Source organism: Niastella soli, assembly GCF_017742245.1.
Classification (GTDB): domain Bacteria; phylum Bacteroidota; class Bacteroidia; order Chitinophagales; family Chitinophagaceae; genus Niastella; species Niastella soli.
The window spans coordinates 106,508-132,230 of record NZ_JAGHKO010000024.1 but is presented as its reverse complement, the minus strand read 5'-3'; the positions used below and the strand labels follow the sequence as shown (position 1 = coordinate 132,230).

22 protein-coding genes are annotated in these 25,723 nt (G+C 44.7%); 11 read left to right on the top strand and 11 right to left on the bottom strand.

The annotated features are described in order from the left end of the window. The first annotated feature begins 91 nt into the window (after positions 1 to 91). Positions 92 to 691 carry a 3-keto-disaccharide hydrolase gene (locus J7I42_RS33380; protein WP_209144590.1) on the top strand — a complete coding sequence of 200 codons (600 nt, stop codon included), beginning with the start codon at positions 92 to 94 and terminating at the stop codon, positions 689 to 691. A 110-nt stretch (positions 692 to 801) separates the two neighbouring features. Here the strand turns inward: J7I42_RS33380 and J7I42_RS33375 are convergent, their stop codons facing one another. The 7 genes from J7I42_RS33375 to J7I42_RS33345 form a co-directional block, all read right to left on the bottom strand. Then, positions 802 to 2,433 (bottom strand): endo-1,4-beta-xylanase, encoded by a 1,632-nt coding sequence (locus J7I42_RS33375; RefSeq protein WP_209144588.1) that lies wholly within the window; start codon positions 2,431 to 2,433, stop codon positions 802 to 804. A 23-nt stretch (positions 2,434 to 2,456) separates the two neighbouring features. Continuing rightward, on the bottom strand, positions 2,457 to 3,554 hold the full coding sequence (locus tag J7I42_RS33370; protein WP_209144586.1) for a glycan-binding surface protein: 1,098 nt from the start codon (positions 3,552 to 3,554) through the stop codon (positions 2,457 to 2,459). Between the two features lie 20 nt (positions 3,555 to 3,574). Further along, positions 3,575 to 5,149: a RagB/SusD family nutrient uptake outer membrane protein gene (locus J7I42_RS33365; protein WP_209144584.1), complete on the bottom strand. Its 1,575-nt coding sequence runs from the start codon at positions 5,147 to 5,149 to the stop codon at positions 3,575 to 3,577. A 31-nt stretch (positions 5,150 to 5,180) separates the two neighbouring features. Next, positions 5,181 to 8,693 (bottom strand): TonB-dependent receptor, encoded by a 3,513-nt coding sequence (locus J7I42_RS33360; protein ID WP_209144582.1) that lies wholly within the window; start codon positions 8,691 to 8,693, stop codon positions 5,181 to 5,183. A gap of 367 nt (positions 8,694 to 9,060) precedes the next feature. After that, complete coding sequence (locus tag J7I42_RS33355; RefSeq protein WP_209144580.1) at positions 9,061 to 10,224, bottom strand: FecR family protein; 1,164 nt, start codon at positions 10,222 to 10,224, stop codon at positions 9,061 to 9,063. A 102-nt stretch (positions 10,225 to 10,326) separates the two neighbouring features. Continuing rightward, on the bottom strand, positions 10,327 to 10,932 hold the full coding sequence (locus tag J7I42_RS33350; protein WP_209144578.1) for an RNA polymerase sigma factor: 606 nt from the start codon (positions 10,930 to 10,932) through the stop codon (positions 10,327 to 10,329). Between the two features lie 110 nt (positions 10,933 to 11,042). Further along, positions 11,043 to 11,513, bottom strand: coding sequence for a DUF5991 domain-containing protein (locus J7I42_RS33345; protein WP_209144576.1), 471 nt, complete (start codon positions 11,511 to 11,513; stop codon positions 11,043 to 11,045). A 386-nt stretch (positions 11,514 to 11,899) separates the two neighbouring features. Here J7I42_RS33345 and J7I42_RS33340 point away from each other — a divergent pair, with 386 nt between their 5' ends. The 3 genes from J7I42_RS33340 to J7I42_RS33330 all read left to right on the top strand — a co-directional run bounded on the left by J7I42_RS33340 (position 11,900) and on the right by J7I42_RS33330 (position 16,563). Then, entirely contained in the window at positions 11,900 to 13,549 is a 1,650-nt protein-coding gene (locus tag J7I42_RS33340) for a SusC/RagA family TonB-linked outer membrane protein (protein WP_209144574.1), read from the top strand. Positions 13,550 to 13,716: 167 nt separating this feature from the next. Further along, entirely contained in the window at positions 13,717 to 14,937 is a 1,221-nt protein-coding gene (locus J7I42_RS33335; RefSeq protein WP_378573371.1) for a TonB-dependent receptor domain-containing protein, read from the top strand. Between the two features lie 141 nt (positions 14,938 to 15,078). Continuing rightward, entirely contained in the window at positions 15,079 to 16,563 is a 1,485-nt protein-coding gene (locus tag J7I42_RS33330; RefSeq protein ID WP_209144572.1) for a RagB/SusD family nutrient uptake outer membrane protein, read from the top strand. Between the two features lie 168 nt (positions 16,564 to 16,731). On the opposite strand, the gene J7I42_RS33325 is transcribed toward J7I42_RS33330, so the two are convergent. Genes J7I42_RS33325 through J7I42_RS33315 form a run of 3 tightly spaced genes read right to left on the bottom strand, consistent with a single transcriptional unit; the run spans position 16,732 to position 18,702 of the window. After that, positions 16,732 to 17,445, bottom strand: coding sequence for a pirin family protein (locus tag J7I42_RS33325; RefSeq protein ID WP_209144570.1), 714 nt, complete (start codon positions 17,443 to 17,445; stop codon positions 16,732 to 16,734). Then, a complete protein-coding gene (locus J7I42_RS33320; protein ID WP_209144568.1) occupies positions 17,432 to 17,953 on the bottom strand; it encodes a hypothetical protein in 522 nt (173 codons plus the stop codon). Before J7I42_RS33320 ends, J7I42_RS33325 begins: the two co-directional genes overlap by 14 nt. Positions 17,954 to 17,964: 11 nt before the next feature. Then, entirely contained in the window at positions 17,965 to 18,702 is a 738-nt protein-coding gene (locus tag J7I42_RS33315) for a dioxygenase family protein (protein ID WP_209144566.1), read from the bottom strand. A 143-nt stretch (positions 18,703 to 18,845) separates the two neighbouring features. Between J7I42_RS33315 and J7I42_RS33310 the strand changes: the two genes are divergently transcribed. From J7I42_RS33310 to J7I42_RS33300, 3 genes are all read left to right on the top strand, one after another. Beyond that, the gene (locus J7I42_RS33310; protein ID WP_209144564.1) at positions 18,846 to 19,700 is read left to right on the top strand and encodes an MBL fold metallo-hydrolase; all 855 of its coding nucleotides are present in this window, start codon (positions 18,846 to 18,848) and stop codon (positions 19,698 to 19,700) included. Between the two features lie 489 nt (positions 19,701 to 20,189). Continuing rightward, the gene (locus J7I42_RS33305; RefSeq protein WP_209144562.1) at positions 20,190 to 20,564 is read left to right on the top strand and encodes a hypothetical protein; all 375 of its coding nucleotides are present in this window, start codon (positions 20,190 to 20,192) and stop codon (positions 20,562 to 20,564) included. 134 nt (positions 20,565 to 20,698) lie between these two features. Then, positions 20,699 to 21,271, top strand: coding sequence for a hypothetical protein (locus tag J7I42_RS33300; protein WP_209144560.1), 573 nt, complete (start codon positions 20,699 to 20,701; stop codon positions 21,269 to 21,271). An 86-nt stretch (positions 21,272 to 21,357) separates the two neighbouring features. On the opposite strand, the gene J7I42_RS33295 is transcribed toward J7I42_RS33300, so the two are convergent. Continuing rightward, positions 21,358 to 21,963, bottom strand: coding sequence for a DinB family protein (locus J7I42_RS33295; protein WP_209144557.1), 606 nt, complete (start codon positions 21,961 to 21,963; stop codon positions 21,358 to 21,360). Between the two features lie 303 nt (positions 21,964 to 22,266). Here J7I42_RS33295 and J7I42_RS33290 point away from each other — a divergent pair, with 303 nt between their 5' ends. The 4 genes from J7I42_RS33290 to J7I42_RS33275 all read left to right on the top strand — a co-directional run bounded on the left by J7I42_RS33290 (position 22,267) and on the right by J7I42_RS33275 (position 25,571). Beyond that, entirely contained in the window at positions 22,267 to 22,842 is a 576-nt protein-coding gene (locus J7I42_RS33290) for an RNA polymerase sigma factor (RefSeq protein ID WP_209144554.1), read from the top strand. A gap of 31 nt (positions 22,843 to 22,873) precedes the next feature. After that, positions 22,874 to 23,764, top strand: a complete 891-nt coding sequence (locus J7I42_RS33285; protein ID WP_209144552.1) for a PD40 domain-containing protein — start codon at positions 22,874 to 22,876, stop codon at positions 23,762 to 23,764. 88 nt (positions 23,765 to 23,852) lie between these two features. Next, entirely contained in the window at positions 23,853 to 24,302 is a 450-nt protein-coding gene (locus J7I42_RS33280) for a hypothetical protein (RefSeq protein WP_209144550.1), read from the top strand. 207 nt (positions 24,303 to 24,509) lie between these two features. After that, on the top strand, positions 24,510 to 25,571 hold the full coding sequence (locus tag J7I42_RS33275; protein ID WP_209144548.1) for a FecR family protein: 1,062 nt from the start codon (positions 24,510 to 24,512) through the stop codon (positions 25,569 to 25,571). Positions 25,572 to 25,723: the final 152 nt, after the last annotated feature.

Sequence of the window (25,723 nt, the reverse complement as noted above, 5' to 3'; positions counted from 1 at the left end):
CAACACCCGATGGCGAATCCGCCAAAGGCGGACAGGCACTTACAGGTCTTGTTCAGGTATTGCAACAATAAGTTAGTAATTTAATCAAATTATGAAACAACTATTGCTTTTGCCAGCCTTCCTGTTGCTGACGGCCAGTTTATCGGCCCAAAAGAACCAATCGCTTTTCAATGGTAAAGACCTTACCGACTGGACGATCCACGGGACTGAAAAATGGTATGTCGACAAGGGCGAACTGGTTTGTGAAAGCGGTCCCGATAAGGAATATGGCTACCTGAGTACCAATGAAAAGTATAAGAACTTCGAATTAACGCTGCAGTTCAAACAGGAAGCGAACGGCAACAGCGGGGTATTTTTCCGTTCCGCGATTGAGGGGGTAAAGATCAGCGGCTGGCAGGTTGAGGTGGCCCCGTTAAATGGGCATACTGCCGGTATTTATGAGTCGTATGGCCGCGGCTGGCTGATCCAGCCCAAGCCGGAAGATGAGCAATTGCTGAAACAAGGTGAATGGAACACGTTAAGGATCAAGGTCATCAATGACGAAGTAACAACCTGGTTGAATGGTCACCAGATGGTATATCTGAAAGATGCCAAAATTGGCCAGGGGGAAGGGTTTATTGCCTTGCAGATCCATTCCGGCGGCGGCATCAAAGTGCGGTGGAAGAAGATCAGGATCAAAGTGTTGGGTTGATAAGGGAATGTGCACAAGCGGAAGCTTGCGCCAGGTAATGGGTAAATAAAAAAGCCTGTCAGAACTGAGCACGATTAAGCGCCCAGCCCTAACAGGCGGTCTTTGGCGATCTATTTCAATTGCAGGCCGGTCAGGAATGCTGTATAGGCCTCTTTTTTATTATAACTCTCATCCCACAACAAGGGGTAATCTTTGGTATGATAGGGCGTGCGGTTGCGCAACCAGGAATCGGCATCGCCTACACCCCATACCGTTATACCATAGCGTTGCGCTTCGGGCACATTGCGCAGGTACGATTCTGCCACATATTTGTATTTGGCGGCCTGTTGTGGCAACATGGTGGGCGACAATACAAAATTGGCTGTTTGCGGATTATTCTGATCACCCAGGTTTACACTGATATCCAGCTCGGTGATCTTTACCAACAGACCCAGCCGCGTCATTTTCATCAATGCGTTGTCAATGGCCGTATTGGCCACCAGGTAGCTCATGTGCATTTGCAACCCTACCCCATCAATTGGAACGCCCCGGGCTTTTAATCTCGTAACAAGGGAAATGAGGCTGTCCATTTTGACGTTGTTGGTCTCATGGGCATAATCATTTAAAAACAGTTTGGCGGTGGGGTCGGCGGCATGCGCATACCGGAAAGCTTTTGCAATCATGCTATCTCCATTGGTAAGCATTTTTTTATTAGCGTCCCGATCGCCCAGGTAATCGCCCCAATAGAACGCATCGCTTGCGCTGGTGCCGCTTCTAACAACACCATTGTCATCAAAGGGTTCATTGACCACATCCCAGGCATGTACCTTGTCCTTATACCGCGTTACCATGCCAGTGATAAAATTCTTCAATGTTGTATCTACACGATATTGTATTTCGGAAAAATTTGTTACTGCAGCCAGTGATACAGTCACACTGTCAACATAATAGGTATTGGCTGAAGAACCCATATCGAACAGGATCCGTTTGCTGGCCTCATTTGTGGTAAATGTCCATTCATAAGGCGCCCAGCTGGTTGTTATGGGATAATCGCCTGAATATTGTGCTAATGAGCCGCCGCTGTTTGACAACCTGAACTTTCCCCCTGCGGTAGCTGCTTTAGCATAAAAGCGGACCTTATAACCAACCCCAACCGTGAGGGCCATGGCACTGCTTGCCACCTGTACAGACCAGGGATTGCCAGCTGTAACCGGCGCCGCTTTCAGGGAACGGGAGCCCGCAAAGGTCTCATTGGCGCCGCTGCCGGCACTTACCATCGTAGAGCCATTATACACACTCCAGCTGGCAAAGGGGGAACCGCTGCCGGCCACTTCAAAAGAACCATCCGTAACCAGGTTGGGATTGGGTGGAACCGTTACCAGGTTTCGTAGATAGTTGCCATTGTTGTTCTGGTACCAGCAAAGGGTATGTCCATATACATTCATACCCGCGGCAGTAACCGCATTTACAAAGGCATCGGCCCTGGTAAAATTGTAACTGCCGTTGCCCTGAACAATGGCGCCGTGTTTCATAACATACCCGGCTGTGGCCGTATTGAACTGTGACTTAACAAGCGCAGTATAGTTTCCATTGGCCATGAAGGCATCATAATCGACTCCCACTCCTAAAGGAAAGGGAGCCGCGTCTTTCAGTGACAACTCCAGATTGGCCTGAATAATATCCGGATCGTTGTTGATCTTTTTATTACAACCGGTTATGCAAACAATCGCTAACAGGCCGGGCAATATATTGATACGTTTCATTGTTGTTTAGTTTGTTGTTCTTTCTAATAAGCAAACCGCACATTGTCAATATCCGCTTCCATTGGATTTGAGGCATAGCCCTGAAAGTGGAATTTCACTTTGGTGATCTTTGCCGGGTCGGGGTTCAGGCTGCCGCCGCCATAACCGCTGCGCAACTGGGTTAAAGGGATCTCAATGGTGTTCCACCCCGTTCCATTTATGGATACGTTCTTAGCATAATTATTATCCGGGATATCCGATGCCGTTTCCTGCACAATTACCTGCAGCACGGTAGCTAATTGACCATTGTTGTTTACATCAAACTTCAATGTAGTACCTGCTGTTGTGGACGTCATGCCAAAGGTGGTGCTTAGCGAGGGAGAAGAAACACCGCCATAATTGGCGGATGCTGCCTGAAGGGGTATTGCTTTTATAAAGTTGCCGGTCTTAGGAGCAGGATCAGTATTGGTAATAGCTTTCGATTTCATATCACCATACGAGAGCCAGTCGTTACTATTAGCAACAATACCGCCGCCATCAAAATCGGAGATCAGGTAAGCCCGCTCCCCTATGGTAAGGGTACCAGTACCATACGTGGTGCCACCCCATGTTACTATGGAAAGCAACCCGGAGGCAGCGCCTGCCGGCACTTTTATTTTTAACTGGGTACGACTAGATGAATCTATAACAGGAGCTTTTATATTACCGATATACACCCCATTGATATTGGTGAACATGGTACCTGTAATAGTTACCGTATCACCTACCGGCACATTGGTTGGACTGAAACTGGTAATTCTCGGAGCTGGTTGCAGCACGGTAAAATCAACAGTAGCGGTTTTCCCGTCCCGATTGGTAATACTGATCTGTTGCGGCCCGAATTTAGGATTGGTGGGCACATTGGTAAAAATGGTTGAACCGGTATTGAACACGGAACTAAAGGACGCCGTGGCGGTGTCAAATTTTATGGATACTATATCCTGTATATCGGTCCCGTTGAGGGTGATAAAGGTTTCAGGCAAGGCGGCAGCCGGACTTACCGATAAGTTGCCGGGAGTATGGATATCATCCTTTTTACAGGCTGTATATAAAATGGTTGCCAGTATACAAAACACTGTACAACGTAAAATATGTTTGTTCATTTGTTGGCCAGATTTTGTGTTTAATAATAAGGTACCGGTGTTTCTGCCAGTTTGGGATCTATATCAATTTCCGATTGAGGCAATGGGAACAACAGCATGTTGGCATTAACAGATATTTTGTTTGTAACAACGGCGCCATCGCCACACCAGCCTTCAAACATACCTCTTTCGGTGTTGCTTAATTTCTTCAGTGCTATGTCCTGAGGCAGGCGAAGTATATCATACCAGTACTGGCCTTCAAATGCGAATTCCAGTCTGCGTTCGCGTAACAGGTCATCGGTCGAAATACTGGCAACAGGCGTACCGCCCAGACCGGCCCTGGCCCTTACCCGCAGGAACTGTGCAATGGCAACAGGATCACTGGTAGAAGTATTGTTCCCTATTACTGCTTCTACATAAGTGAGCAACACATCGGAATAGCGGATCATATAGGTGTTTATGCCTGTTGACATACTATATGCGCCGCCTGTGGCTACATTGTCTTCATAATTGCCCACTACATATTTTTTTACATTGGCGCCTGTTTTCGATTTGCAGGATGGATAGGTATACCCACCTCTTGCCTGCAGTAATTCAGGGTATTTATCATTCGCACGCATATACGTGGGTTTTCTGCGCAGGTCGCCGGCAATGGAATCCCGTTGTAAATCAATGCTGGGTTTAAAACTGCCCCAACCATCGGTGCCACCCGTGAGTTCCTGGCCGTAAGCGGCACAATAGGCCTGAGTAACATTACCGGTGCCATAAGCGCCTTCGGCATTGCTGGCTATCCATTGGAGGGCCCACACAGACTCCTTGTTATTGTTGTTACGGGTATAGAACAGGTCTTCAAATTTATCCATTAACCCATATCCATAAGTGCTTTCGTTACTGATCAATTCCCAGGCTTTGGCCTTGGCGTTAGCAAAGTCATCGAGCGTGAGGTATACTTTTGCCAGCAGGGCTTTGGCGGCGCCTGCCGAAACCCGGCCGGGAGCACTTGCCTTTGCAGGCAATTTGGCTTCAGCCTGTTTAAGATCGTTGATGATTAACTTGTATACATCCGATACTATGTGGCGGGGTAACTGGTAATCGACTGAGTAATCATTTGCTTCTGTAACAATAGGCACCGCGCCATAGTTTCTTACCAGGTAAAAATAAGCGGCGGCCCGCATGAAATAGCATTCGCCGCTGGCTGTATTTACGGTGATGGCATCCAGGCTGGCTGCATTGGGATTATTGGCCAGGTTCTTCAAAATGCCGTTTACCTGCCCAACGACGCTGTACAGTGAGGCCCAGCCTTTGTACAGGTACTCATTTGATTGAGTAACGTTCATGTTCTGGAACTGTGTCATAGCCGAGTTGGCATCGCCGGTAGAGTTGCCCGAGTACACATCGCCAATACTCATACTGTAAGTACAGTTAAAATTAAACCAGGGTGCGCCATATAAAGCAGCCGTAGCGGCCTGTACTTCTGCCGGGGTTTTAAAATAAGTAACTTCTGTATATTGTCCTTTGGGTGTTCCGTCGAAGAAAGATTTTTTACAGGCAACCATAGCCGATACTGCCAGGGTCATACCCAATACACCTATTATATTTTTACAAGTTGGCTTCATCGTTATAATATTTTGGCTGGTTCAGGAGATATTAAAACTCAACGTTTATGCCACCGGTAATTGTTCGGGGTACCGGGTAACGGCCCAGATCGATGCCGTTCAGGAATACGTTCCCATTTACCGGCCCTACCTCCGGATCATATCCGGAATAGTGGGTAAATGTGTGCAGGTTTTGGATGGAAACATATGCCCGGATCCTTGAAATGGCTTTCAGTTGCCGGTGCACCAACGTGGTAAAGTTGTAGCCCAGCGTTATATTCTGAATACGCAGGTAGGAACCGTCTTCAATAAACCGGGTGGAGATACCTGAGTTTTCGTTGGGGTCAGCATTTGCATAACGCGGCATGGATGTGTTCCAGTTCTCATACGTCCAGCGGTCTTTTACCGTGGCCATTTGATTGCCGGAAGTGGCCGACATGCCTTCCCCCCATACCCGCGTATAGTTAAAAATATCGTTGCCATAAGTACCGGTCAGGAAGATGGAAGCATCGAAATTTGCGTAAGAGAGGTTGTTGGTAAAGCCAAACGTGAATTTGGGGTTGGGGTTCCCGATGATCACCCGGTCGTCACCATCAATAGCGCCGCTTTTATCCTGGTCCCGGAACTGAACATCGCCCAGGTAAGTACCGTTCTTGGCATCCCGGTCCTTGCCGGCACGAATGGCAGCGCCATTTAGTTGTTCAATTGACTGGAACAGGCCTATTGCTTCATATCCATAGAATAAACCAACCGGTTGGCCCACCAGTGTTTTTGTGATCGGTGGGTTGCCATTCACCGCCAGGGTTTGTATGATGTTACTGGTCTGGCTGTTCAGTTCTTTTACCGTATTGCGGTAATGAGAGAATACCAACGAGCTCTTCCATTCGACTTTTGCATTTTTGCCGGTGTGATATACAACCGAGAGATCGTATCCCTTGTTTTGCATTTTGCCATAGTTCACCCACGGCGCTGCCATTGCCAGGGTGCCGCTGTTGGGTATACCTATACCTGTAAACGCCGGATAGGTAGCCGGGAACAGAAATTTATCAGAGAGCTTATTGTACAGATCGACAGTAACATCGAACCGCTGTGTAATGCCTACATCGATCCCCAGGTTGGTTTGCGCCTGGTGTTCCCAGGTCACATCCGGATTGGCATAATTGCTGAGGTATTGCCCTAACCCGCTGCCAAAGGCCGACGTGTTGATGAATGTAGGGCTAAGTGCGGCACCATAAGCATAGTTGGGTACATTCTGATTGCCTATTTCTCCATAGCCGACCCTTATTTTCAGGTGATTGATGGCAGCAAATGACCTGAAAAATTCTTCATTCGAGATCGTCCAGGAGGCGGAGATGCCAGGGAACCAGCCCACCTGTTTGCCAGGGGCAAATTTGCTGGTACGGTCCCTTCTTATATTGGCGGTAAATGAATAGCGGTTATCGTATGAATAAATGATCCGGCTGAAGTACGATTCCTGCGTGCTTTGTCCCAGGCTTTGGGTGGCGCTGGCCGTAGCAGGGTCACCCAGGTTCAATGAATACAGGTCGTTCGAAACGAATTTCGATCTTGAAGAAGTTACACTGTTCGATTCATACTTCTGTGATTCCTGTCCCACCAATACGGTGACGTCATGTTCTTTTATTCTTTTTTGCCAGGTGAGCACATTGCGCCAGTTCCAGAATGTTGTTTTATTGGTTTGTACTTTATAACTATTGAGGTTGTTGATACTGCGGCCCCAGGCAAACGTTGGCATCCAGGCCTCGCTATTGTTCCAGTTGAGGTCACTGCCGAAGTCAGACCGGAAAGTGAAGTCTTTCAGGAAGGTCGTTTGTATGTACAGGTTGCTTTGCAGTTTGTTTTTTGTAAGCAGCGTATGAAAGGTAGTGGCCTGCGCTACTGGATTACCACCGCTCATAGCACCCAGACCGGTAATATCACTTGGTCCGCCATAAGTACCATCAACATTTGTCACAGGCACATCGGGCGACTGCTGTATGGCCATGGCGATCACATTGCCGTAATTGTTATTGGAATTGTTGGTCAAGGTAATGGTTTGACCGGTGCTGCTGTAACTGCCATTCATACCCAGTTTTAACCAGGGCTTTACCTGGTTATCGAGGTTAACCCGAATGGTTTTACGTTTTAAACCCGAGCCTATAATAGTACCTTCCTGGTTGAAATAGTTACCGGAGATATAATAAGTAGTTCCCAGTTTACCACCCGACAATGCCAGCTGGTAGTTTTGAATGGCCGCGGATTTAAAGATCTCCCGTTGCCAGTCGGTACCAGGTCCCAGCAGATCGATATTGGCGAATTGTGGCGTCCGTTCTGTTCCGGTAAAATCGGCAATACTGTTCTTATACACGGCATACCCTTTCAGGTCCATCAGATCGAGGTATTTGGTAACGTTCGCAATACCATAATAACCATCGAAGGTTATTTTACCATCGCCGGCTTTTCCTTTTTTGGTGGTGATAATAATAACGCCATTGGCGCCGCGGTTACCATAGATAGAGGTGGCGGAAGCATCTTTCAGAATGTCTACTGATAAAATATCGTTGGGGTTTAAAAAGGACAGGGCGCTCATATTGCTTTCACCATCGCCTACAAATGAAATTGCGTCTTTGTTATTATTGCCTTCCAGCGGAACTCCATCTATTACATATAAGGGTTCTGTGCCGCCAAAGGTGGAGATACCGCGGATCTTTACGGATACGCCGCCACCGGGGGCGCCGGAGTTCTGTGTTACGGTAACGCCGGAGGCTTTGCCCTGCAGCATTTGATCGATGCCGGTTTGGGGCAGGTTCTTCAGGTCTTCGGCTTTTATAGAAACAATAGAACTGTTCACATCTTTCCGTTTCTGCGTGCCATACCCGATCACTACCACATCATCGAGGTTTATTACCTGCGCTTTCAGGACGATAAGAAAACGGGTTTCTTTTGCGATCACTATTTCCTGCTTCTCATATCCAATAGCTGAAATGATCAATACTTTATCTTCATCGGCTGTATTCAGTTCAAACACCCCTTCTTTATTGGTTGTAGTACCACGACTGGTACCTTTTATCTGAATGTTGGCGCTAACCACGGCATTCCCTTCCTCTGTTACTATCTTCCCCGTGATCTTGCCCGGTAGTACCACCGGCAATGTTTCCAGACCGGTGTTATTGTCAAAGACATCACCAACACTGCCGAAGACAGCTCCGGCAGTAGCGACAGTGTTTAAAAAAATGTACCCATTCTTATCTACTTCGAAACTAATGTGCAAAGGAGTAAGCATTTGGGAAAGAAAGTCTGACAGCGGTTTATCCTTTACACTGATGGTAACGCGGCGGTCAGATTGAATAATTTCGCGGCTGTACAGGAACCTGGCGCCGGTCATTTTACCAACCTCTTTCAGTACCGATTTCAGTTCTTTATTAGAAACTGAAATGGTGACATTTTTGGCCAGTATGTCCTGGGCCGTGGTGACTTTGGCAAGGCTACAAAAGGAGGTCAACAGCAACAAGATCGGGATGGCAGATAGTTTCATAATGGCAGTCACTAATGAAAAATAATTTTTCATAAATTGCAATCCTTGGTTTTAATAATAATTGAAATCAACGGCCTGTATCCTACTGTGCAAAAAGCAGATACAGGTAACAACCGGAAGCTTGTAATGGGCCAACATTACAGGCTTCTTTTTTTACCCGCCTTTGGAAGGTGGCACCTCCGTTAAAGCTTCGGCGGGCAAGGAAGAATGGCAAATGGCAAGCAATAGTTGGTTACATATACAGTTAGTTTTGGTTACAGAATAAGAGTTCCGAGTTCGGTTTTTATGTTGGTTGCAGTTAGTACATTAGTTGTGTTTTCTCTGCCTTTTGTGGGCCGCGTTGAGGCCTATTGCCCCCGCTTTCGCCAAAGCTTCAGCGGGCAAAGTATTTCCCCTTCCCTCATTTACATCCCCTGGTGTTTATCACTACCGTGCCATCTATAACCTCGTAAGTAGCATTTATGATCTTACAAATGATGCGCAGTTTTTCATAGAACGGTTCATTGCCTAACGAGGCAGCAATGGTGCAGGTTTTCAGCACTTCTTCATCGATCAGGATGGGTACGCCATAAGCGGCCTGCAACCGGTTAAATACTTCTATTGCAGGGGTATCGTCAAAATCAAAGCTGTATGTTGTTTGGGGTGCGATGGCCGGCTTTTCAACCAGCGATTTATTCATTTGTTCGTTGGTGATATCGTATACCACCTGTTGGTTGGGGGTCACTACCATTCCTTTCAAAGTAGGAGAACCAGCATCGGTACTGGTGAAATTCTCCCGTTTAAAAACAGATACTTTACCTGTTTTTACCACAACGCTGGCAGTTTCGTCACTGCTCATGGCTTTTACATAAAAGCTGGTGCCCAATACTTTGGTCACTATTGTTTGGGTATATACAATAAAAGGACGTTCTGGATTGCGGGTTATATTAAAAAAGGCATTGCCCTCGAGGTACACTTCTCTTTTACCCGATGAAAAATTGGCCGCATAGGTTAACCGGCTGTTCTTTTCCAGCACTACTTCACTCCCATCTGACAATACAATGTGTTGCTCCCCATCTGAATTATTTTTGTACTCAAAGCTTTTATGTTTTGTTTCCTGCATAAAGGCTTTGTATGCATTGATGGGCAACGGGCGCGGCTTATTATTATAATACCAGTAAACGCCTGCGATCATTAACAGCGAAGCTGCAATGCCTACCAAATGCCGGGTACCGCGCGTGCGCGGTAAAAAAAGGATACCTTTCGAACCTAACTCTTTACCGTTGTTGTAGGTCTCCAGGTATCCGGGTTCTTCGTCATCGTACATTGCTGGGTTAAGGGATAACAATTTCTGTTGAATCAGGTCAGCTTCCCTGTTTATTTCAAGGTCAGTAAGCTGTTTATCGCTTTCTGTTAGCGTTTCTATAATTGCTTTAGCGGCGGCTACCCACTCCAGTCGGGCTGGATTTTGTTCAATCCATTGGCTCCAGAATATGGCGGCTGCTTCATCTTTTTCGAGGATCCATTTTCTGAACAATTCATTGGCCAGTAAGTCATCTATGCTGTTAATATCCGGATTTTTCATCTGGTTGTATACTCCTACCAATCCAATACACACGGATTAAGAATATCTACTGGCTTTTTAAGAAGAAATTTTGAGATTTCGCGATTTTGTAATTGGAAAAATCTATAACTGGCTAAGTACCAATAATAAGATGATTGATAAAGCCATGGCAGGTTTGAAATAAGCGCCGGTATGTTGACGTAATTTATTAAGCGCATCGTTCAGGAGATTATATACCGATTGACGGTTTAGTTGCATAATATCGGCGATATCGGCTGCGCTTGCATTGAGGTAAAAACGTAAATATATGATCTCCTGTTGCCGCCTGGAGAGTTGGAGGATGCATTTTTTTATTTTGTCTGCTAACGCAGCTTTTTGTTCCTGTTGAATGAGCTGTTCATCTGGGGATGCGGCAACATCTTTGAATTCGAGAAAACCAATACCTTCCATTGAACCGCTTTTTGAAAGTGCACGAGCCAGGCGGCGTCGCAATGCTTTCATGAGATAATGTTCTACCGAAGCGGTCTCATTAATAGTATTCCGTCTGTGCCACAGGTACAGGAACAGGTCCTGGATACAATCCTTTACCAGGGCCGCATCGCGGGTAAATTTACAACCGTATTGATAGAGTAAATTGTAATGACGTTTTACAATGGTATCGAGCGCAAGGTGATCGCCCGGTAGAAATTGTTTCCACAGTTCTTCACTGGTAAAATCCACGTATCTCATTATGGCAGCAGTCGTTGGTTGGGTTAAATAGGCTACATGTTCCGGTAACTAAAATAGGAAAAGATTTTAATTAATGTAAACGGTTACAATATTTTTTTAACCCTGCCATGTTAGAGATCGTCCTGTTTTCTTTTTTTCAATTTATTAAAACAAGTGCCTTCCAGTGCCGGGAACTCATCCAGCATAGGTTGCAGCTTCTTCCAGTCGGTGATCAATTGATCACCTTCTTTGTTCAGGTTGAACAATACTTCACCCGGTTTAAAATCCTGTGAACCATCGAGGTATTTGAAATAGGTAACAGCTACTTTGGAAGAATCGCCCGATAAGATGGTGAGTAGTTTTATATAAGTAGTTAAACCCGTTATTTCCAATTCGCCAAAGCAGGTGTCGTGTTGTAGTGATACAGATAACTCCCATTCCATGATCTTATTAATGCCTGTAGCGGTAGGCACCGGCAATTCGTGGAAAGAATAATCGCCTACCCAGTTTATACAATGCGCACCTGTATCATTCTTTGAACAAGCGCATGTTATACACAGGATGAAAAATACAGGCACAACAAGGCGTAACGATCTTTTCATAAAGACGATATAAAATTTAAGTATGGACCGGGCAATAACTACGGCAATATCAAAAGACTATTGATAGGGGTTATGATCATTTCAATGGTTGCGGGCGAGGTGTTTTACAAATGCCATTAAATCATAATAGAAGCATAGTGCCGTTATGCGAGGCAATTTCACGCTTTATCTGTTATGCGGCATTGATTTTTCGCTGTTGTGGATAAAATCGCAGACCAACAGACCGATATTATCGATTTTCAGCATGTGTTGCTTTATGAAGATTTATAATGTATGCATTAAGTTAACAGGCAGTCACACGGAAACGTTTCCGTAAATAAAGCAAAACAGGTACATCAAATTGGCCTGGATTTATTGTCTTGCAATTACAAATCAAAACTATTGCTATGCCGACAGCCAAACTAACCTTTGTTGCGTTGGTAATGAGCTGGTGTACTGTTGCTTTTGCACAAAACAAACAGTTTACCGGAAGAGTTACCAACCCGCAGCAATCCCCGCTCGCTGGGGTCACTGTTCAGATCAAGAATAGTAAAGTAACTACTGCTACTGCCGCCGATGGCAGGTTCTCTATTACAGCACCAGGAGATAAAGTAATGCTGGTGTTTTCCTCCGTTGGTTTTGAAAAAAAAGAAATACTGGCTACCGCCGGTATGCCGCTTGAGCTGCAGTTAAAAGAAGAAGCCCAGGGCCTATCGGATGTGGTTGTAATTGGGTATGGCACCCAACGAAAGACCGAACTCACCGGCGCTGTTTCTTCTATCAGAAGTGATAAGCTGCGCGAAATGCCGGTAGTAAGCGTGGAGCAGGCGGTATCGGGCCGGCTGGCAGGTGTGCAGGTGCAACAAACCTCCGGGCAGCCAGGGGCCGGTATCAGCGTGCGCGTACGCGGCGTTTCGTCTATTGCGGGTGGTAATGAACCGCTGTATGTTATTGACGGGTTGCCGCAGTTTAATGACGATGTACGGGGTGCCAACGGACTGGCTACCATCAATCCTTCCGACATTGAATCCATTGAAGTATTGAAAGATGCTTCGGCCACTGCCATTTACGGATCACGCGGTGCCAATGGTGTAGTGATGGTCACTACCCGCTCGGGCCGGTCCGGACAGGCAAGGGTGGTTTTTGAAAGTTCTGCCGGTATGCAAAAGATACGCAGGAAACTGGAGTTGATGAACGCCGATGAGTATGTTGATTTTTCCAAACGGTATTATACCAATTCAGGGATTGCCTTCCCTGCTGACCTGGCCGCATATACGCCCGGGGTGAACGAAGTGAATACCGACTGGCAGGATGAAGTGTTCCGCACTGCTTTGCTTACCAATAATAACCTGAGCATTTCCGGCGGGAACGAAAAAACGCGTTACTACATTTCTACCGGTTACACCAATCAACAGGGTATTGTGCGTAACAGCGGATACCAACGTGGTTCCCTTCGGTTAAATCTTGAGAGTAAAGTAAGTGATATTTTTACCATTCAATCGCGCCTCACAGTTTCCCGGGCGAAACAAAATGGCTTTTCTCCTTCTGTTGGCGATAATACCCGCAACCTGGGTAAATCAGGGATCGGTTCTGTACTGCGTGCCATAAGTACAGTGCCGATAAAGAACCCGGATGGTACGTATTCAGATGTTACGCCGTTTAGCTTTAATGGCATTGATGCCGAGAACCCGGTGGCGATGGCCATTGAGGTGCTTGACCAAAATACTACCACCCGTATTCAGGGCGGTGTTGATCTTAAAGTAACGATCGCCCAGGGATTAACTAATACAACACGGTTGTCTGCCGACTTTTATAGTATACGCCGCGATCTGTATTTCCCCCGCATTTTACCGCGTCTGGGTAATAACATTGGCTCAGCCGAATTGGGCAATTATGATAAGACATCGCTGCTGGCTGAAGACTTTCTGGAATATAAATACAACCTCACGCCCGCTTCTTACCTGGAAGCCATTGGTGGCGTATCATACCAAAAAGAACGACTCAATACAATTGACCTGGCTGCGGCTGGTTTTGGAACAGACCAGTTAAAGAACTAAATTTCAATTCTGCCAATTCAGTCAGCAAACCGCTCACTAACGTTATTGAGAATGCGATTGTCAGCGCCTTTGCCCGTGTACGACTGAATCTGAAAGAGAAGTACCTTTTCGCTGCCAGCATACGTAGGGACGGCGCCTCCGTTTTTGCTGAAAATAATAAATACGGGGTGTTCCCTTCCCTGTCTGCTGCCTGGCGGATGTCGGAAGAAGCGTTTCTGCAAAATGTCACCTGGCTATCGAGTTTAAAGGTACGTGGTAGTTGGGGACAGGCGGGCAACCCTGCCATAAAACCCTATCAATCGTTATTACTGGGACAAACCGTAAACACAGGCCAGGGTGCCGGAACAGGTTTAGCTGTGGGGTTGGCGCCTACTTTCCCCAATGACAATCTGAAATGGGAAACCACCACGCAAACCGATGTAGGGTTCGACGCCGGTATTCTGCATGAACGATTCCGGCTGAGCTTTGATTATTATATAAAAACAACCACCGACCTCCTGGCACTGGTGCAATTGCCGCCCAGTGCCGGCGTGGGTGCCGGTATTGGTTCTGGCCCGGGCCAGATCATCGATAACGTTGGTGAAGTGCAAAACAAAGGCTGGGAATTTACGTTAGGGACAAACATTTACAATAATGATGACTGGGCGATCAACATCGATATAAACCTGTCGCACAATAAGAATAAAGTTACCAAAACAAAGGATGGCAAAGATATACCTACTATAGCCGGTGGGAACGACGCCTCCGGTTCCAACAGTATAATTCGTCCGGGTCAACCACTTTCGGCCTTTTTTGGACCGAAGTTCCTGGGCATGGATAAAGACGGCATTCCTTTATATGAAAACCTGAATAGCGATAAAGATGCTACGGGCCGCGACCTTATCAATGCGCTGGACAACCAGATCATTGGCAGTCCATACCCCGATCTGTATTACGGGATCAACCCCACCATCCGGTATAAACGCCTAACGTTATCTTCTGTGTGGGCTGGCGTAAGCGGGTCACGCATCAATAATGCCGTTTTGTTTGATATGACCATCCCAACACCAGTGAACCAGTATAACAAACTGAAAGCGGTCAATGATCTCTATAGCACCCCCAGCCTTACTGCCAGCAACTATCATTTCCGCAGTGACCGGTATATGGAAAACGGCTCCTTTTTCCGATTGCGTAACATTCGATTGGATTATAACATAGCCTTGAAAAGCAAGGCCATTAAAAACCTGAATATGTATGTAAGCGCGCAGAACCTGCTTACCATTACCGATTATTCGGGATACGATCCTGAGGTAAATACGTTCAATGGTAATGATCGCCGGCAAGGGGTGGACCTGGGTGCTTATCCTGCTGCCAGGACTTATAACATAGGGTTTGGGATCACATTTTAAAAGGCAGAAGGCAGAAGGCAGAAGGCAGAAGGCAGAAGGCAGAAGGCAGAAGGCAGAAAAATTTTGGAGATGCAAGGTAGTAAAGTATTCTCAAAATTGCGAGTCCACTCACAACTGATAACTCACTTCAAACTTTGTATGATGAAACAAAAGATATTTTATATACTTCTCACTACAACCATGCTGCTAGTTAGCAATACTGGTTGTAAAAAATTACTGGATGAAAAACCAAAGGCCACAGCTACTTTAGGTACGCTGGACCCCACTACGCTGGACCAAACAGTTATAGGAATGTATGAACCATTGACGCGCAGCCGTGGCCGGTTATGGGAGTCTACTACTGGACTGGGGCTTGAATTGATGAGTGAATATGCGGATGGCGGATCTATACAATTAAGCTGGAGCAATTACAATAATGTGATGAGCCAGCCCAATAGTTTGGCCCAACCCTGGACAACGTTATATGAAGCTATTGGTCGCGCCAACTCCCTGATCGATAATTTGAACCGAAATACGACCCTGTCTGACGCCATAAAAAACAAAGCCTATGGCGAAGCGTATTTTGTGCGGGGTTATTGTTACTATTTTGCCGTTCGGGTGTGGGGCAAGGTGCCTTTGCGGTTGCAACCCATTGTAAACGCCAATGATGTAGGGATGGCGCTGTCTCCGGTCAATGTCATATACGACTCAGTTATAAAAGATATGAAATTTGCCGAAGCTAATTTACCGAATACCACTACTTCGCCAGGCCGGGCAACAGCAGGCGCAGCCAAAACTGCTTTAGCCGATATTTACCTGACAATGGGCCAGTTTCAACTGGCGCGTGATAAAGCCAAAGAGGTGATTGACAACAAAGCTACCTATGGTTATGAGCTGGAATCTTCGCTTGCAACGGTCTATTCCCCAACGTTAGCGACCAATAAAGAAGATGTGTTCTCTTTGAAGTTCTCCCAGATAGTTGATAAAGGTGCTTTCATGGCTTCTTATTGGGCCGATTCAAAAGCAAAGGCAGCCGGCTTTTCAGTAAGCGGGAATAAATTTGGTGGCATTATTTCCCAGGCGCCCTTAATTAAAAACTGGGATGATAATGACCTGCGTAAGAAATTCAGTTTATATGATAAGTATTTGATCAATGGAGTGGTAACAGCCGCGGAAATTGAAAAAGATATTTATGATATGCGACTGGGTAAATACAAAGACCCCGATGCGCCTATTGACACAGGCAATGGCAATGATTTTTATTTATATCGATTTTCAGATGTGCTATTGATATTTGCAGAAGCCGACAACAAGGTGGCTGGCGGACCAACAGTTGCTGCCTATGGTGCTATTAACCAGGTGCGTCGCCGGGCATATGGATTGCCGACTAATACAACCAGCGCTGTGGCCGATCTGCCTGCCGGGTTAAGTGAAGCCTCATTTGATGAGTTGGTATTCCGGGAGAGGGGTTATGAGTTTATTGGCGAAAGCAAGCGCTGGTTCGACATGGTGCGTACCAACCGGGTAGCGCAAACCATCAATGGCGTTAATGCAGTGATCAAGTTCCCCAACCGCAAACCAGTGCCTACGAGGGTGCTGTTTAATTTACCGGATGTTGAATTACAGAACAATCCGTTGGCTAATTAATTGAAGTAAGAGATAGCTTAGACCTGTAAGATTCCGCCATCGGGTGCTGAACAATTAGTGCGATTAAGCGGTCCCTGCAAAGCGGGGCAGGCTCTGACAAGTCGTAGTTCATTAAAATGACCTGTCAGATTCAATACAACAGCCCAATAATGCAACACTCGATGAATCTTACAGGTCATTTTCATTCAAAAACGGGATTTCCATAACTAAGATTATAGCCTCGTTGCTTAATGCCTCCCACTCTACTTCCGGGGCTTCCCACAAAGCCAGCCCATCGCGTGGATGCAATAAGCGGTATTGTACTTCAAAAGCGCCCTGAATAACAAATGCGAATAGTCCGTTCCGGGTATCGCTCAGTTTATATACAGATTCCTGACGCCCCTGGAATTTACCAATGCTGAATTTGTAATGCGGGTGATTGACGGGTATTGGCACTACCTGGTTATTCTTATTTATAATATCAAAAGCAATTGCAAGCGGAGCATTATCGGTATCAGTTCCTGAAGCATGCAACCAGATCTGCAAAAAGTTCACCAGTTCGTCCTGATACGGATTGCTTATTTGAATGGTAGTATCTTTTGGTGTTGTATACAACTGACATTCACCAGCTGAAATATAGTTTGCATGTCCGCAGCTGTCGGTGTAAGCAATAGTTCCTACAACCGGTATAAGCACTATTACCGAATCAGCTTCAACGGTCATAGAGATGCTTTTGCCACCAGCCAGGGTATCATCGTTCAGTACATACAATGGACCGAACGGAGTTTTGTGCGCCTGGTTATAGTGGCCGAAGTTGAACGTGTTGTAACTTCGGAACCAATCTATCTCCTGATGCCCCCGTTCTTCAGCCAGGAATATTTTTCCCTTGTTATGCTGCACCATGGTTTGCTGTTGGTTTTATTGAATAAACGCTTACAAAAGGCGGTATCGTAAACAGCTCGGTCAATTGTTCTCCATTTTCCAGATTACCGGGAATGGAGAGTAATAACTGGTTGTTGATCGTGTCAAGCCATTCCAGGTGGTCAGAAAAAAAATTAATTGCCACCTGGTGTTTGGCTTTATGTAGCAAATCAGAGTTGATGATCTCGAACCGGTAGTTATTAAACGGGAGAAACAATCGGCCGAGGCTGTTTAACAGATCGGGAACCTTTCCTTGCAATTGTTGCAAATACCCAATGACGGCGGCGCTTACGAGAAAATGTAACTTTTCGGCCGCCGGCACATGAGTAATAAGATCGCTGAAGGAAGTATATTTCTTTTCCTGGTTATAGTATTGCGATTGCAGCAGGAGCTCATTATAGGTATCCTCAAACACCAGTTTGTCCCATGGTTTTACCGAATGAACATCAATCACTTTTCTATAACACAATCTGATTGTTCCTTTATACATACACCCACTTATTAAGCTGCCACATTAATCGTATGGGTAAGCGTATAGCCGCCAGACAAACTGCCGGTCACCGTTGACAATTCAATATTGGCACTATCATCGCTGAATACGTTATCTTTTTCTTTATAGGTATATCCACTCATGCCTTTGGTATAACCATAAGAAGTACCGCCGCTGCCATTTACGGCAACTACAGCACTATCACTGCCTTCGGGAAAGGAGATCTGGGTTACCAGCAAAGACTTGCCAGCCGTGTTATAAATGTGAACATGAATATGGGTAGACCGGCCGGAATACCAACCAGGAAAAATGGAGGTAAATGTTACTAAGCCATTAGAATCAGTGGTTTGTCGGCCCCGTAAAAAGTGTACCGATGTGTAATTGGTTGATTGCATACCAGTACCGCCGTACTCAGAATAATTGCCATCCTTATCGCAATGCCAGATATCGACCAGGGCGCCGCTTAATGCCGAACAATCGCCGTTCTTGTTTTTGACAGTGATCTTGATGGTGAATGGCACCCCTGTCCTGTCGCCCGTAATATCGGATTTTACGAGCGTGCTGGGCGATTTGGTGGGAAACGGGCCTTCAGTTTCTGTTGGCGATACCGTGCAGGAGCCCGTTTCGGTACCGGAAGAGGAATCCCCATCTGTGGAATCTGCTTCTTTTTTACAGGCACTGGCTAAAGGAGCAATAGCGGCCAGACCAAGGGCGGCTAATCCATTCTTCAGAAAATGTTTTCTTTCCATGCTTTTTGATTTGGTTGTGTAGAGTTATGCTTTGTCTGACCGGATTTATTTGTAAAGTTTAAGCCTTATTCGCGCCTGACAGGCGGTTCCTCGGTGAAAATGGAAATTGTGTCGATGAATTAAAACCTATATTTGCACCCAACATGTCGTTGTATATTGCATCGCTGAATTCGGGAAGTAATGGAAACTGTTATTACGTGGGCAACGGCCAGGAAGCCATCCTGGTAGATGCCGGCATCTCCTGCCGCGAAACCGAACGACGCATGGCCCGCATAGGATTATCGATGCAAACTGTAAAAGCCATTTTTGTTTCACACGAACATACTGATCACATCAGTGGTATTCCGGTACTGGCCAAAAAATACCAATTGCCGGTATATATAACCGATGCTACTTTGTACCACGGCAACATTGATATAAAAAAAGAGCAGGTAATTGCCTTTAAACCGTATGAACCGGTTCAGATCGGCGAGCTCGCCATTCAGGCATTCCCCAAATTTCATGATGCCGCCGAACCGCATAGTTTTATTGTCAATGGCAACAATGTGAACATTGGCATCTTTACCGACATAGGTTCACCCTGCGATCATTTGGCGTTACACTTTAAATATTGCCATGCAGCTTTTCTGGAAGCCAATTATGATGAAGAGATGTTGGAGAAAGGAAGCTATCCCCGGCATTTAAAAAATCGCATCCGTGGTGGTCATGGACATCTTTCCAATAAGCAGGCGTTGGAAGTATTTACCAAACACCGGCCATCTTACATGAGCCATCTGTTACTCGCCCACCTATCGCGAGACAATAATTCACCCCAACTGGTTCAGCAATTGTTCAATGAGTATGCTGGCAACACACAGATCATAGTGGCCAGCCGATTTGAAGAAACCGCAGTTTACCATGTGCAGTCAACTCCAGATACAGATCCTATTTCACTCCCACAAAAAACAGACGCATCTTTGCGCATCAAGCAATCGTATACACAATTGCGTTTGTGGTAGATGGGTATATAAACATAAATTTGGTTGCTCGATTGATTCATAAAGATAATTTCTTATATTCGTTTATCAACATCTACTCTTCTCTACAGCCAGGTGAGGTCTCCCGAAATTTGTTTTGAAAACAGCTTTTAAAAAGCTATTTCCTTAAAATGCTTTCTGTACCTTCTATGGCAAAATCATTTTATGACCTTGACTAAAAGCCGGGTCATCGGCTTTTTTTATTTTGCAATATTGTGTCTTACAAAAGCAAAATAACACCCTTCCACCTTTAAGTTCAGTTTCACAATCAAAACAGTAAAAATTCTCCAGATCTTCCTACCGCCTGCCTTCATTTGCGATCAACTTCATCCCAAACATTCATAATTCGGTTTTGCTTATTTAATTAATGCATTCAATTGCACCCTGTTAATTTGGTATTAAAAGCTATAAATCAATAAATCGAAAGAGTAAAACCAAGCACAACTATTGCTATTTTTGCGGTAGCAACTCATGAAAAAGTATTTGGTAACCATATTGGCCCTCGTTTATCTCACCAGCACCCTTGGTGCTACGTTGCGGCTGGATTGTTGCCTGGAAAACCTGGTTGCTGTTGGTCTTGGTGAAAGTGCTCACCATGATCTTTTGAATAAGGAAAATAAGGATTGCAATGAGGAGCACAAACAGGTAAAGCTGGGCCATGAGCAAAAACATACCGATAATCAGATCAGGGTTGCAAAAAGCTTTCCAGTAACCATCGCTTCTGATTTTCCTGGCTATTCATTTCATGCAGTGGCTACGCTAACAGAAGCGTATCCTCTAAACAATGCACCACCACAGCCGGCTTCCATTCCCCTCTTTATTCTTAATTGCATACACCGGATCTGATCCTTCACTACTCCCCCATCTCTTGAATGGATTGAATAGCAGCGATCATGCTGTTTTATTGATCATTTACTATTACCGGTTCATTTTAACCTGTTCCTGCAGCCTTTATAGCATCATCACTAAAACATTAGATCATGAGAACGATATTTATGGCATTATCATTTATAGCGTCCGGAATAGGAGTTAATGCCCAAAGTGGAGTATACGTCACCTACGATGATTTTGAAAACAACAGACTTACTTATGCCACAAACAGCCCAGCGGAGGATAACAAAATAAGGTTCAATGAATTTATTGCAAAGCCATATATTATTGTGAAGCACAAGGGCGAAAAGGTACATGTGTTCAAAGATGAGATCTATGCTTATAAGAACAAAAAAGACATTGTTCGCACCTGGAACTTCACCCCTTATTATTTCCTGGAAAAAGGCCCGGTCTGGATCTATTATAGAGATGTGTACACTTCACAACCCAAGGGAACACAACGGGTGCGGAAGTATTTCTATTCCACGTATGGCAAAGGAGAAATAGTTCCGTTGACTGTAGATAACCTCAAGCGTTCATTTCCCGATAACTCCCCCTTTCACCTGTTTCTTGATGCGCAGTTCCGCAACGATGCTGAATTGGCTCATTATGACAGTTACTCCAATAAATTTAAAGTGAATACCCTTTTAGAGAAGACCAGAGCAGGTATCACTAAAAATTAAAAATAAAAAACGGTCAAAGGAGTGTATTCCTTTGACCGTTATAGCTATTTTGTCAACATTTCAGTTTTTCGTTTCGCCACCTTTCTTCATTTGGGAAAATTAGGATCGGCTTTTACCTCCATGATCTGTTGAGTATGCCGGTTGCTGTGCGCAGCAATAAATAAAAACAACTGATAACTATCTACCGAACCAAAGGGCATGGTGGCAATATGCGCACGCAGATCTTCATTGGTCCCTTTTACATAATCAATCAGTTTTTCCCGGTTCTTTTTAAAAGAGTCCAATGCTTCCTCGGTGCTCTTTAATGGAATATTCTCCGGTTGCAGCTTTTCTACCGTCTTTACCTTATTGGTGCGATCCTCAATTTTTTGCACCAGTTGTTCATCGGTAAACTTTATTTCAGATTTCTTTTCGGGGTTGGCCGGTTGTTTTATTGTTCCATCAGCCATTTGCCACAACATTTCCTCACTGGCGGCAATATGTTTAACGCATTCTTCAACACTCCACCGGTCAGGTGCGGGCTTAAACGTCAATTGGGCCGGGGTCAATCCTTTTACCTGTTCAAAAACAGCTTTTTCGGTGTCTTTTAGCAATTTGGTGGCATAGTTCCTTTCCTTTTTGCTAATGGTATTATCTGCAACCAAAAAGGAAAGCATCACGATGGATGACGCCACTAGAAACATTTTTTTCATATACAATCGTTTTATGGGTGAACAAAACCGGGTATCGGTTATCCGTTTTAATAGAGAGGATAAAATGAAGAAGGCTTCAAAATTAAGAAAATTTCTAATAAGTAATATTTATTTAAAAACAGCGCATAAAAGCGCCTATAACATCCTTATCCTATATTAGCTTCTTTATATCGGCAATTAGCCTGTTAGTACAACCGAAAGCTGATTATTCCTTAATTAGTTCGACATTTAGTGTTAGTAATACAATTCGCTTTATATACATTTTCACACGTTCTAATTAGTTATATTTGTATTGCCAGCCATATGAATTACAAGCTATTTGACGATGCGATATTGCTAAAACTACTCAAAGCCGGTGATGCATCTGCTTTGGAGGAAATTTATGCGCGCTATAGTGAAATGGTGTTGCTCGCCGCATTGAAAAAAGTGAAATCAAAACCCATAGCCGAAGAACTGGTACAAAACATTTTTGTCAGTTTATGGGTAAAGCGGGAAACTGCCCAGATACAACAACTACAGGCCTATCTCCAATCGGCCATACGTTACCAGGTAATCGATTACATTCGTGCACAACTTATTCGTGAGAAATATTACCAGTCAGCCTCAGCGCAAATGAATGTACAGGAAAACCTCTCAGAATCAAGGTTGTTGTTACACGAACTATCTATTGCCATTGATAATACTATAAAAAAGCTGCCACAGAAAACCCAGGAGATCTTCCGGTTAAGCAGGTATGAAAAACGTTCTACCAAGGAAATAGCCCAACACATGAATCTTTCTGAAAAGGCTGTTGAATATCATGTAACGCAATCACTTAAGTTTATGCGGTTACATTTAAAAGATTTCATTATTGTAGAATTATTCCTGATGCACCTGTGAGAAAGGCAGATAGCCAATAAAAAACCTATCGATGAAATTCAATACATCATTATTGCCGATATGGCTGTTAATTGTATTTGCCTTCCATATAATAAGCTGCTCTTCCAACAATACTTCCGGAAAAAATAGTACGACCATTGCCTATCCGGAACCAGGGCCCGATTCTATTGCTAAAATATTTTTGCCAGGCATTGTATCAAAAGAGGGACTGGACTTTAATGCTGCTTTTTCTCCGGATGGAAAGACCTTTTATTTTTCCCGGGGTCGCAATGGGAAATACATCATTTATGAAAGCAGGTACAAAAACAACCAGTGGCAGGAAGCCACCATTAGCACCCTGTTTGATACCTTGTATTCAAATGCTGATCCTTTTATTGGGGTCGACAACGCCCTGTATTTTATCTCTAACCGGCCCAATGGCAAAGCCGATACCACCAAAGATTACAATATCTATCAAATGGTAAAGCAGGGCGATGAATATACGGCGCCCGAATACCTGACCGGGGTAAATAGCGATAGTACGGAATACTATGTTTCTGTTGCCCGGTCGGGGAATATCTATTTCGCCTCAGACCGCAATGCAAATCTAGACCTGTATATGAGTAAAAAGTCGGCCAAAGGCTATGAAGAACCGGTTAATTTAGGTCCGGTGATCAATTCCGTCTTTGATGAACATGATCCAATGATTGCTCCCGATGAATCGTTCCTGGTGTATACCTCTACCCGGCCCGATGGTTTTGGCGAAGCAGACCTGTATATAACGCATAACGTAAAAGGCCGGTGGAGCAATCCCCGGAATATGGGTTACGGTATCAACACAAAAACCTATGAATACTGTCCGTACCTGACTCCTGATGGCCGCTACTTCTTTTATAGCAGCGAATATGAGGTAAAATGGATCAGCAGCAGTGTATTGAAATAGGTACATTGTCAGGTTGTAACTTGTCCAATTTCATAATATAAATAATTATAATTTATTATACTTGCCAATCTAAAATTCTTTGAAAACTATGGAAGCCATTAAAAAAAGATTGCAATCGTACATTGGTAAAGATCTAACGATTGTAATTAACGAAGAAAATGAAAATCTGATCATGCTTGACTGGGAGCAATTAGATGGGGAATATGCTGAAATGAGCAGCAAGATGAAAGGAATGACCCAGGAACAAATGGGAGATTTCCTACAGGGCAACAGCTGTGATCTGATGGATATTTACGATTACTTTATGGATGATGATTGTATAGAGAGAGTTGAGAACAAAGAGTGGCTTCCAATTGGTTTGTTGGGTCTTTGCCATGGCCCCGAAAGCTATGCAGAAATGTTCCATGGCGGGATCTTGCTGCTTGACCTCAGTGCTGACCCGGAAAATCCGCCGGTTATTCGATTTTATGAATCAGAAGAGTCCACGATTGCCGAGGAATTTGATTCTCTGCAAATTACTGTTGTGGAGGAGGACTAACCCAGGCAAGCAGGTTATATAGCAACCGTTAATTTATCTTTTGCATTTATGATAACCTGGCTACACCACTTTGCAATAATTGCATGGGTTGCCAGGTGATCTTTTTTATCTTACCCACCATATTAATTCTCCACTTGTTTAGGGAAGTCTCCCGCACAGCCGACTTATAGTAAAATCTGCTCATCGGGCAGTACCAAACAACACTACATGAATCGAAAGGCCTTTTATCATTTGCTAAAACGGTATGTAGAAAATGATTGTACAGAGGAAGAAAGAAAACTGGTTGAACAATGGTATGAATTATTAGGTGATGAGGAAGGTAGAGCCCCTAGCCTTGCATCTGGCGAAATAAAAGAAACCCTGGAACGCCTTTGGCCGAAAATACAACAACAAACCCTGCTCACTGAAAACAGGAAGCAGGTAATACCACCAGCGAAGCTTATACCAGTGTGGATACGCTGGTTGAGCGCCGCTGTGATTTCGGGGAGCATTGTTACAGCGGCCTGGTGGTACCTGGCAATTAGAAAGCCAGAAACTGCCACACAGCAAAAAGAGATCGCCGGTTTGCACCAGGTGCAGAATAGTCAGCTTTTTAATGATACGGTGCACTTGCCCGATGGCTCCCTGGTGATACTGGAACCCCAAGCCATTGTGCGCTATCGCGACCAGTTTGAAGGTCCTAAGCGGGAAGTATACCTGGAAGGGAATGCATTTTTTAAAGTGACCCGTAACCCCAAATCGCCTTTCTATGTATACAGTAAGAATATTGTTACCCAGGTTTTAGGCACCAGTTTTTTTGTAAAGACAAACCCTCAGACAAAAAATGTTGAAGTGTCTGTTCAAACGGGTAAGGTTGCCGTATATGAAGCCGGCCGGGAGACGGTACAGGAAAGAAAGAATGAAGAATCGAGTGGTGTGATCTTGAAACCCAATCAAAAGGTGATCTATAGTGGCATTGACCACCACTTCAGGACCATGCTGGTGGAAATACCATTACCGGTAATAACCAGTAAGAATGCCGAAGAAAAAATAACGGAACTGAATTTCGTTTTTGAGGAGGCCCCAATAGCACGGGTACTTAACTACCTGGAACAGGCTTATCATATTGAAATGGTGATGGAGCATGAAAACCTGGCAAAATGCCTTTTTACAGGTGATATAAAGGGGCAAAACCTGTATGATCAACTGGAAATTATTTGTGAATCGGTGCAAGCTACGTATGAGATCCGCGGTACGCGGATACTTATAAAAGGCGCCGGTTGCGATTAATAAAAGAGAGATATCAGCATCATATAATACCCAAGCATTTTCAAACATCCAAAACGATTGTCGCATGAGAATAAAAACTTACATCACTTAGTCCCATTTTCGGGAATCATCATTCATACATATAAAAGAGAATGATCGATAAGGTCATTACA

What these genes read in the sequence shown, in the direction of transcription:
- J7I42_RS33380 (WP_209144590.1), top strand. Translation starts at nt 92, where the DNA reads ATGAAACAACTATTGCTTTTGCCAGCCTTCCTGTTGCTGACGGCCAGT.
- J7I42_RS33375 (WP_209144588.1), bottom strand. Translation starts at nt 2,433, where the DNA reads ATGAAACGTATCAATATATTGCCCGGCCTGTTAGCGATTGTTTGCATA.
- J7I42_RS33370 (WP_209144586.1), bottom strand. Translation starts at nt 3,554, where the DNA reads ATGAACAAACATATTTTACGTTGTACAGTGTTTTGTATACTGGCAACC.
- J7I42_RS33365 (WP_209144584.1), bottom strand. Translation starts at nt 5,149, where the DNA reads ATGAAGCCAACTTGTAAAAATATAATAGGTGTATTGGGTATGACCCTG.
- J7I42_RS33360 (WP_209144582.1), bottom strand. Translation starts at nt 8,693, where the DNA reads ATGAAAAATTATTTTTCATTAGTGACTGCCATTATGAAACTATCTGCC.
- J7I42_RS33355 (WP_209144580.1), bottom strand. Translation starts at nt 10,224, where the DNA reads ATGAAAAATCCGGATATTAACAGCATAGATGACTTACTGGCCAATGAA.
- J7I42_RS33350 (WP_209144578.1), bottom strand. Translation starts at nt 10,932, where the DNA reads ATGAGATACGTGGATTTTACCAGTGAAGAACTGTGGAAACAATTTCTA.
- J7I42_RS33345 (WP_209144576.1), bottom strand. Translation starts at nt 11,513, where the DNA reads ATGAAAAGATCGTTACGCCTTGTTGTGCCTGTATTTTTCATCCTGTGT.
- J7I42_RS33340 (WP_209144574.1), top strand. Translation starts at nt 11,900, where the DNA reads ATGCCGACAGCCAAACTAACCTTTGTTGCGTTGGTAATGAGCTGGTGT.
- J7I42_RS33330 (WP_209144572.1), top strand. Translation starts at nt 15,079, where the DNA reads ATGAAACAAAAGATATTTTATATACTTCTCACTACAACCATGCTGCTA.
- J7I42_RS33325 (WP_209144570.1), bottom strand. Translation starts at nt 17,445, where the DNA reads ATGGTGCAGCATAACAAGGGAAAAATATTCCTGGCTGAAGAACGGGGG.
- J7I42_RS33320 (WP_209144568.1), bottom strand. Translation starts at nt 17,953, where the DNA reads ATGTATAAAGGAACAATCAGATTGTGTTATAGAAAAGTGATTGATGTT.
- J7I42_RS33315 (WP_209144566.1), bottom strand. Translation starts at nt 18,702, where the DNA reads ATGGAAAGAAAACATTTTCTGAAGAATGGATTAGCCGCCCTTGGTCTG.
- J7I42_RS33310 (WP_209144564.1), top strand. Translation starts at nt 18,846, where the DNA reads ATGTCGTTGTATATTGCATCGCTGAATTCGGGAAGTAATGGAAACTGT.
- J7I42_RS33305 (WP_209144562.1), top strand. Translation starts at nt 20,190, where the DNA reads ATGAAAAAGTATTTGGTAACCATATTGGCCCTCGTTTATCTCACCAGC.
- J7I42_RS33300 (WP_209144560.1), top strand. Translation starts at nt 20,699, where the DNA reads ATGAGAACGATATTTATGGCATTATCATTTATAGCGTCCGGAATAGGA.
- J7I42_RS33295 (WP_209144557.1), bottom strand. Translation starts at nt 21,963, where the DNA reads ATGAAAAAAATGTTTCTAGTGGCGTCATCCATCGTGATGCTTTCCTTT.
- J7I42_RS33290 (WP_209144554.1), top strand. Translation starts at nt 22,267, where the DNA reads ATGAATTACAAGCTATTTGACGATGCGATATTGCTAAAACTACTCAAA.
- J7I42_RS33285 (WP_209144552.1), top strand. Translation starts at nt 22,874, where the DNA reads ATGAAATTCAATACATCATTATTGCCGATATGGCTGTTAATTGTATTT.
- J7I42_RS33280 (WP_209144550.1), top strand. Translation starts at nt 23,853, where the DNA reads ATGGAAGCCATTAAAAAAAGATTGCAATCGTACATTGGTAAAGATCTA.
- J7I42_RS33275 (WP_209144548.1), top strand. Translation starts at nt 24,510, where the DNA reads ATGAATCGAAAGGCCTTTTATCATTTGCTAAAACGGTATGTAGAAAAT.